At 60.0% G+C, this 7,474-nt stretch carries 9 protein-coding genes and 1 pseudogene; all 10 read left to right on the top strand.

The features are described from left to right. Nucleotides 1–134, top strand: a pseudogene (locus tag ABSF49_RS18495) (NAD(P)-dependent oxidoreductase); the annotation flags it as partial. A 25-nt stretch (nucleotides 135–159) separates the two neighbouring features. Beyond that, nucleotides 160–936: a 2-oxo-tetronate isomerase gene (gene otnI, locus ABSF49_RS18490; RefSeq protein ID WP_424114114.1), complete on the top strand. Its 777-nt coding sequence runs from the start codon at nucleotides 160–162 to the stop codon at nucleotides 934–936. 3 nt (nucleotides 937–939) lie between these two features. After that, nucleotides 940–2,223: a 3-oxo-tetronate kinase gene (gene otnK, locus ABSF49_RS18485; RefSeq protein ID WP_424114113.1), complete on the top strand. Its 1,284-nt coding sequence runs from the start codon at nucleotides 940–942 to the stop codon at nucleotides 2,221–2,223. A gap of 51 nt (nucleotides 2,224–2,274) precedes the next feature. Next, nucleotides 2,275–3,024, top strand: a complete 750-nt coding sequence (locus ABSF49_RS18480) for an SDR family oxidoreductase (RefSeq protein WP_424114112.1) — start codon at nucleotides 2,275–2,277, stop codon at nucleotides 3,022–3,024. A 69-nt stretch (nucleotides 3,025–3,093) separates the two neighbouring features. Beyond that, nucleotides 3,094–3,435 (top strand): putative antibiotic biosynthesis monooxygenase, encoded by a 342-nt coding sequence (locus ABSF49_RS18475; RefSeq protein ID WP_424114111.1) that lies wholly within the window; start codon nucleotides 3,094–3,096, stop codon nucleotides 3,433–3,435. A 117-nt stretch (nucleotides 3,436–3,552) separates the two neighbouring features. Then, nucleotides 3,553–4,191 carry a 3-oxo-tetronate 4-phosphate decarboxylase gene (otnC, locus tag ABSF49_RS18470; RefSeq protein ID WP_424114110.1) on the top strand — a complete coding sequence of 213 codons (639 nt, stop codon included), beginning with the start codon at nucleotides 3,553–3,555 and terminating at the stop codon, nucleotides 4,189–4,191. Between the two features lie 62 nt (nucleotides 4,192–4,253). After that, complete coding sequence (locus tag ABSF49_RS18465; RefSeq protein ID WP_424114109.1) at nucleotides 4,254–4,580, top strand: NAD(P)(+) transhydrogenase (Re/Si-specific) subunit beta; 327 nt, start codon at nucleotides 4,254–4,256, stop codon at nucleotides 4,578–4,580. 1 nt (nucleotide 4,581) lies between these two features. After that, nucleotides 4,582–5,337 (top strand): SDR family NAD(P)-dependent oxidoreductase, encoded by a 756-nt coding sequence (locus ABSF49_RS18460; RefSeq protein WP_424114108.1) that lies wholly within the window; start codon nucleotides 4,582–4,584, stop codon nucleotides 5,335–5,337. Between the two features lie 108 nt (nucleotides 5,338–5,445). Further along, entirely contained in the window at nucleotides 5,446–5,865 is a 420-nt protein-coding gene (locus tag ABSF49_RS18455; protein ID WP_424114107.1) for an RbsD/FucU family protein, read from the top strand. 590 nt (nucleotides 5,866–6,455) lie between these two features. Next, nucleotides 6,456–7,241, top strand: a complete 786-nt coding sequence (locus ABSF49_RS18450; protein WP_424114106.1) for an SDR family NAD(P)-dependent oxidoreductase — start codon at nucleotides 6,456–6,458, stop codon at nucleotides 7,239–7,241. Nucleotides 7,242–7,474 lie beyond the last annotated feature (233 nt).

Here is a 7,474-nt window from a genome sequence, read left to right as displayed (position 1 = left end):
CCGTGGCGGCAGCGGCCCTGCAAATGTTTCTGATGGCTTCGGGGGCGGGCATGGGCGCGGAAGACGATATATCGGTGGCTCGTGTCTACGCGCAAATCACCTCCACGCCGTTACCGGGCAAGGTTTCTGTTTGAAGACATAATGTCTTAAGGAGCTATTGTGCCACGTTTTGCCGCCAATCTTTCGATGATGTTCAAGGAGCGAGGTTTTCTTGAGCGTTTTGAAGCGGCCGCAGATGCCGGTTTCAAGGCTGTCGAGTTCCTTTTCCCCTACGACTATTCGGCAGAGGCGATCGGCGAGGGCCTTTCGCGACACAAACTGACGCAAGCGCTCTTCAATCTGCCTCCGGGGGATTGGTCGGCAGGAGAGCGAGGGCTCGCCGCTCTTCCAGAGAGATTTGGCGAGCTGCAGGATGGGGTCGGGAAAGCGCTCTCCTACGTTGCAGCGACCGGCGTCAGGCGGCTGCACCTGATGGCAGGAAACGCGGATCCCGATGATCCACGGGCAATTGAGGCATATCGGCGTTCGGTCGAGTGGGCGGCGCGGGAAGTTGGCAAGCAAGGGCTCGATCTGGTTCTGGAACCTATCAATAGTAGGGATATGCCTAAGTATTTTCTTAATGCGTTCTCATTTGCTGAGACGGTAATACGCGAGCTTAATATTTCAAACGTCAAACTTCAATTCGATATCTATCATCGACAGATTATAAGTGGAGATGTAATAATGGCGCTTCGACGTCTTATGCCGATAATTGGGCATATTCAGACGGCGAGCGTGCCAGGTCGAAACGAGCCCATGACTGGAGAGTTGAATGATACATTGTTATTCGATGAACTGGAGCGACTTGGGTACTCGGGGTTCGTTGGCTGCGAATACAATCCGAAACAGGGGACTGCAGAGGGACTAGGGTGGTTCAGTCCATATGCGGGCAGATGAATTATGGCATTGGCTTTGGGCTGTATCGGGGACGATTATACTGGTTCGTCCGACCTTGCGAATACGCTGACCCGAAACGGACTTCGCACCCTTCAGCTGATCGGCGTTCCGAGCGCGGAGGTAGCGCTACCTGAAGTCGATGCGATTGTGATCGCGCTGAAAATTCGTTCCGTCGCCGCCGCGGACGCGGTCAAATCTGCACGAGTGGCGGATGCGTGGTTGCGGGCGCGCGGCGTCTCGCATGTGTTGTACAAGATCTGCTCGACGTTCGACTCGACAGACGCTGGGAATATCGGCCCAGTAATGGATTCATTGAGGGCGGACCGGAAGCAAGAGCTGACTTTGGTGACGCCCGCGTTTCCGGAGACAGGGCGCACAGTCTACAAAGGCAACCTCTTTGTTGACGATGTGCCGTTGAACGAGAGCTCGCTCAAAGATCACCCGCTTACGCCCATGCGCGACGCAAACCTGGTGCGCGTGTTGGGACGACAAAGTCGTGTGAGGGTCGGGCTCATCGATTTGCAAACCGTCGCGCAGGGGGAACCTCGGCTTCGCGAAGCAATTGGCGCATTGGCCGCAAGCGGGGTGGGCGTCGCGGTCGTCGACGCGGTGTTTCCGACTGATCTCGAGACCATAGGCGCAGTGGCGCTGGAGATGGGATTGTCGGTTGGCGCGTCAGGATTGGGGCTTGGGTTGGCGCGCAGCCTCGTACGAGGGGGTCGGGTAGGCGCGAGCAACGGTTCTTCTTCGCTCGGAGCGCCGGTGGGGGGCGCCGCGGCGTGCCTTGCGGGCAGCTGCTCCAAAGCGACGTTGGAGCAGATTGAGAAGGCGCGGGCGGTGATGCCGGTACTGCTTCTTGACGTGGACGCCGTGGTCGGGGGGCGCGCGGGAGCGGAAGCGGAGATGGCGGTTTCGTGGGCACAAGAACGTCTGGAGCTAGGTTCGGTTCTGATCGCGAGTTCGGCCTCTGCCGAGCAGGTTGCGAAGCTGCAGGCCCGGTACGGTCGAGATACGACCGGAAAAGCCATCGAAGAGTGCATGGCGACAATCGCGGCGGACTTGGTCGCGCGCGGAGTGCGCCGACTAATTGTCGCAGGCGGCGAGACAGCAGGCGCAGTGGTCGATCGTTTGGGGCTGCCCGGATTCCTTGTCGGACCGGAGATTGCGGCTGGCGTGCCTGCGCTGCGCACGATCGGAGGCGCCGGGCGAGACATGGCGCTCGCGCTGAAGTCCGGAAATTTCGGCGGTCCAGACTTCTTCAGCGACGCGCTAGCGATTCTGAAATGAACGGTCGACCGGCGCGTCGCGCAGGAGAGGCGCTTAAGGCAAGAGGCTGCGATGGCTGAGAAGAGCAAGTTTGCACTTGTAACGGGGGCCAGTTCGGGAATCGGGAGAGCTGTGGCGCTAGGTCTTGCGCGGGCGGGTTACGTCGTTGCGATTGCCGGAAGACGGCAGGACGCGCTCGATGCGGTTGCGCGCGAGATCGGTCCAGCGGCGCTGGCGATTGCCAGCGACGTTAGCGACGATTCGTCGGTCACGGCGTTGTTCGAGGCTGTGAGAAGGAAATTCGGACGGCTGGACCTGCTATTCAACAATGCTGGCACAAACGTCCCAGCAGTTCCTCTTGAGGAACTGGGCGCACAGCAATGGAAATCGGTGATCGATACCAACCTCTCCGGCGTCTTTTACTGCGTCCAGCAAGCGTTCACATTGATGAAGCAACAAGATCCGCAGGGGGGGCGCATCATCAACAATGGGTCGATTTCGTCGGAAGTTCCGAGGCCGAATTCGGCGCCCTATACGGCATCGAAACACGGTGTAACGGGGTTGACGAAAGCGGCGTCCCTGGACGGGCGAAAGTACAATATCGCGGTCGGCCAGATCGACATCGGCAACGCAGCGACGGACATGACGACGAGGATGAGCACCGGAGTGCTGCAGGCTGATCTCTCTGTTCGGCCCGAGCCGCGGATCGCTCTCGATCAGGTAGTGAAAGCCGTCCTGTTTATGGCGTCGTTGCCGCCCGACGCAAACGTGCAGTGGTTAACGGTCCTGCCCGTGACAATGCCCTACATCGGCAGAGGATAGACTAAGACCGCCGGCGAGACGATTGGCCAAGTTTGCGGCCTTCAGTCGCGGCTAAATCAAGAGGCAGAAATGTATATTCGTTGTACCTTCTTTCGTGGCCGAATCAAGCCTGGCTTCGAGGAAGCTTTCAATCGGGCGGTGCGGGAGGAACTCGTGAAGCTGCAGGTGCGGTTTCCGGGTGCGCAGGAAGTCCGTGTGTTGAGGCAAAACGAGTGCGATAAAGACGAACCCCGCTTCGAGCTCGTGCTTTGCCTGCGTTTCCCCTCGAAAGACGCGATTGCGAAAGCGCTCGCCTCGGACGTGCGAGCCGAGAGTCGTCAACTGACGAAGCGGATTCTGACGATGTTCGATGGGGACATCATCCACACGGTGTTCGACGCGGAAGAATATCCTATGGCGAACGCCGAATAAGCGAAAGCATGGCCAAGCGCCGCAACCGCGCGGCTCAATCGCTGCGTTCGAAGGGGAGGGCTCCATTCGCGAAGCGATCTGTGCGAATAGGAGCGTTTATCGAAGTGGAATCAGATGATGAGCGACGCAAGCATCCGAGAGCGTCTCTGTCTAATCGGGGCGTCAATTTTTGCCAGAGGGCTAACCTTTGGGTCGACTGGCAACATTTCGGTCAGGCACCCGGACGGCGGTTGGCTGATGACGCCGACGAACGCGTCTCTAGGAGAGCTCGATCCAGCAAGTTTGTCGCGGCTGGACGAGTCGGGCCAACTGATTGCCGGAGACAAACCGACCAAGGAAAGCTTCCTTCATCGCGCTATGTATGAACAACGCGGCGAAATGAATGCGGTGATCCACCTGCACTCTACGCATTCGGTGGCCGTGTCGTGCCTGAACGGGTTGGATCAGCACGACTGCCTACCGCCTTTGACGGCTTATTATGTGATGAGAGTGGGACGCTTGCCGCTTGTTCCGTACTATCCGCCGGGAGATCTTGAATTGGCGGACGCAGTCGCGGCGCTCGCGGGGAAACACCATGCTGTGCTTCTGGCGAATCATGGTCCAGTGGTCGCCGGTTCGAGCATCGAGAACGCCATGTACGCGGTCGAAGAGCTCGAAGAGACGGCGCGAATTTATCTCATGCTGCGCCATGAAGATACGCGGCCGCTGACCCCTGAGCAGGTAGAGGCGATACGGAGGCGCTTCGGGGTTGCATAGCGGGTGAACATGTCTTGTGGGCAGTTGAGAGAAAGGCGGAGCCCGGGTTGCGGCGCTCGCTGATGCTCCTCAAGGCATCGCTCGGGAAGGAGCCTTACGAACTCGTGTTCAAGATTGACGAACTCAATGGAAACTTTTCGGGCGCCGACGTCGCGGTGGTGATTGGGGCACACGACATCGTCAATCTCACGGCCCAGGATCTCGCCGGCATTCAATCAGCTGGCTTTCAGTCCTTGCCTGACGCTGGCGATCGCGGAAGGGATCCTCATTACAACAGCATGTGCCGGCTTCTGAAGATCGCTGCAGCGGCGCATGCCCGTTTTAGGATGGAAACTGTTGCATGCCGCCGGCGTCGGCTGTCGGCGCCGAATGGTTCCGGAGGAAGGTGACATGACGGCAAGAATCGCTTTGATTACCGGCGCGGCCAACGGCATCGGCGCGGCCACCGGCCGGCGCTTGGCTAAGGACGGGTACAAAGTCGCGCTATTCGATCGCCTCGCGTCCGGTCGGGCGGTCGCCGACGAACTCGGCTCGGATACGGCTTTCTTTATTCAAGGTGATGTCTCGCGGCCGCAAGATGTCGAGAGCGGCGTCGCCCAGGCGATTAAGCACTTTGGTGGTCTCGATGTGCTGGTGAATAATGCTGGCGTTTCGCTCCCGAAGTCGCTCGCCGATACGACGACGGACGACTGGGACCATCTGCACGCGATCAACCTACGCGCGCTCTACGTCGGTTTGAAGGCCGCACAGGCTGCGCTAGTGGCGAGTGGGCATGGGGCGGTGGTGAATCTCGCCTCGTTTCATGCCGCTGCGACGATCGGCAATTTTGCGGCCTATGCGGCATCCAAGGCTGGAGTGCTCGGCCTGACGCGCAGCGCCGCGCTGGAACTGGCGCCGCATGTTAGGGTGAACGCCGTGGCGCCCGGTGTGATCCATACAGCGATGACTCAGTTGTGGCTCGACTCGATTCCGGATCCCAAGGCGGCGCTGGCGAGCATGCTTGAGAAGCAGCCGCTGGGGCGCCTTGGAAGGTCGGAGGAGGTCGCCGCAGCGATCGCCTTCTTGGCCAGTGACGAAGCGTCCTTCATCACTGGCACAACGCTCTACGTCGATGGCGGCGTCACTGCGCGGCTCTGGCACGCTTGACCAGGCGAGTAGGACGGGAAGGTATGCGCCAAGTTTGGCAGAGGGCCAAAGTTCTCTGTCGATCGGGAGACGTGGAATTTTGCAGAATAAAAATCGGGAAATCTGGCAATGCTGATTGGTCTTCATGAACTGCTGACGCCGGACCTGTTGCATGCGCTCGCTGCTATGGGTCATGGCGACACGATAGCGTTGGTCGACGCCAACTATCCAGCCACAAGCGGTCGTCGCGTCATCCCAGTTCCGGGTGCGCCAGTGACAAAGGTTCTCGAGGCGGTGCTGTCTGTGTTGCCGCTCGACGTCGCAGTGCCCAACCGAGCGTTCGTGATGGATGCGCCACCCGAGCATGAGTCGGTGGTCGCCGACATCAATTCCGTGCTGCGGGGCCACGGCGCTAAGCCCGCAAAGCGGATGGAACACGAGGCCTTTACGTCGGTAGCAAACGCTGCATACGCGATCGTGCTCACAGGCGAGCGCCGGTTCTATGGCAACGTTGTGCTGACGAAAGGCGTGATCCCGCGTGAGAAGTAGCTGAGCCCGTTGATGAGGCCGTCCAAAGCGCCGTTTGTCGCAGCTGGGCATAGGGCCGGCGAGATCGAGCCTATCGCTGTGACACGGTAGCCTCGTTAGTTCGCAACCGCCGCACCTTTGGGTTGGAGTTGTGCGGCGGTGCGCACCGACCCGGCGGTAGTGGAGACAGTGCGAGACGTTGTGGCCGCCATAGGCAAGAAGCCGGTGGTGATGAAGCGGTTCATTCCCGGTGAATCGCCGCCGGTAGGCGCCTCCAGCGCCACGATGGATAGCATGCCTGCCCAGGGCCGCGCCTCGAAGTCGGTGCAGGCTATTTCGACTGGGGCGGACGGAGCGCGGAAGATCTGATGCGCGAACGCGACCGAAAGCTGGTGGCCCTGAAGCGGGCGTTGCGCGCCATCGGACCGATGTCGGGCGCCAACGAGAGAACGAGATGAGGCGTCACCGAGGAGGACGCAAGCAGAGAGGTGGGCACGTGGGACGGAACGCTCAATTGCAGCTGAGGTCGGCGTAAGCGGGATTCGGCTCTTTGAATTGCAGACTTCTTTGCGCGACGTAAGTTTTCCAACAAAAGGCCATGGGGAGGCAACGTGTCTACTTCATTTGTGAACGATCAGGGCGACGCGGTCATCGTAACCGGCGGAACGACCGGGATTGGGCTCGCCATATCACTGCATTTTGCCGCCGCCGGGAAGCAGGTGTACACGGTGTCGCGGCGTGGCGAGGACAACGTGGGAGAACTCGACCGGCAGGTCAAGGAACGTGGCGTTCGGCGGCCGTATGTTCTAAAGGCCGACGTCTCGAGTAGCGCCAGGCTTGTCGAGATTGCCAATGAACTTGCTCAAGCGGGTGTGCGGCTGCGTACGGTGGTTGCGTGTGCCGGTATCGGTGTTCGCAAGCTCACGCTCGATGTCACCGACGAGGAACTACGCTCCGTCCTTGACGTCAATCTCTATGGTCTGATGACCACCTTCCGGGTGTTCGCTCCGCTCGCCCTGAAGCAGCCAGGAGCGCGGTTCATTGCCATCAGCTCGCTCAATGCGATCCAAGGCATGAGGCTACGGGCGCCCTACAGCGGCGCCAAGGCGGGCGTGGATGGGTTCGTGCGGGCGCTTGCGTTTGAGTGGGGGCCGCTGGGCGCCACCGTAAACTCTGTTGCCCCGGGCATCATCGTAACTCCCATGACTCGCGGCTATATGGACGCCAATCCCGAACGACGCGAGGCGGGGCTCGCTCATACGCCGGTGGGTCGTTTGGGAGCGCCGGATGACATTGCTCATGCGGTCGCATTCCTGGCTTCCGAAGACGCGAGCTTCGTCAATGGCCATACGCTCGTTGTCGATGGCGGTTTGTCGGTGGGAAATTCATGGTGGTAAGGACGCGCCGCGTCGAAGATCGTGAATCGGGGAGGGGGGTGAAGCGCGCAGCTTTCATCCACGCTCCGCGTGACTCGAGCATCAATCGGATCGCTGTCGTTGATGCACGATCTAGCCCTTCCTATTCATGACGACGTTCAGTTTGGCGCTTGGGCGGCTTTGGGGGACTTCGGGCGCACGGGTTCGTTCGGGTATTTCACCGTGTGACGGCCGATACTTTTGCGAACGCGTTG

The sequence above is a fragment of the Roseiarcus sp. genome (assembly GCF_049514155.1).
GTDB lineage: Bacteria > Pseudomonadota > Alphaproteobacteria > Rhizobiales > Beijerinckiaceae > Roseiarcus.
This window is presented reverse-complemented; position numbering and strand designations above follow the sequence as displayed.

What these genes read in the sequence shown, in the direction of transcription:
- otnK (WP_424114113.1), top strand. Translation starts at nt 940, where the DNA reads ATGGCATTGGCTTTGGGCTGTATCGGGGACGATTATACTGGTTCGTCC.
- ABSF49_RS18480 (WP_424114112.1), top strand. Translation starts at nt 2,275, where the DNA reads ATGGCTGAGAAGAGCAAGTTTGCACTTGTAACGGGGGCCAGTTCGGGA.
- ABSF49_RS18475 (WP_424114111.1), top strand. Translation starts at nt 3,094, where the DNA reads ATGTATATTCGTTGTACCTTCTTTCGTGGCCGAATCAAGCCTGGCTTC.
- otnC (WP_424114110.1), top strand. Translation starts at nt 3,553, where the DNA reads ATGAGCGACGCAAGCATCCGAGAGCGTCTCTGTCTAATCGGGGCGTCA.
- ABSF49_RS18465 (WP_424114109.1), top strand. Translation starts at nt 4,254, where the DNA reads ATGCTCCTCAAGGCATCGCTCGGGAAGGAGCCTTACGAACTCGTGTTC.
- ABSF49_RS18460 (WP_424114108.1), top strand. Translation starts at nt 4,582, where the DNA reads ATGACGGCAAGAATCGCTTTGATTACCGGCGCGGCCAACGGCATCGGC.
- ABSF49_RS18455 (WP_424114107.1), top strand. Translation starts at nt 5,446, where the DNA reads ATGCTGATTGGTCTTCATGAACTGCTGACGCCGGACCTGTTGCATGCG.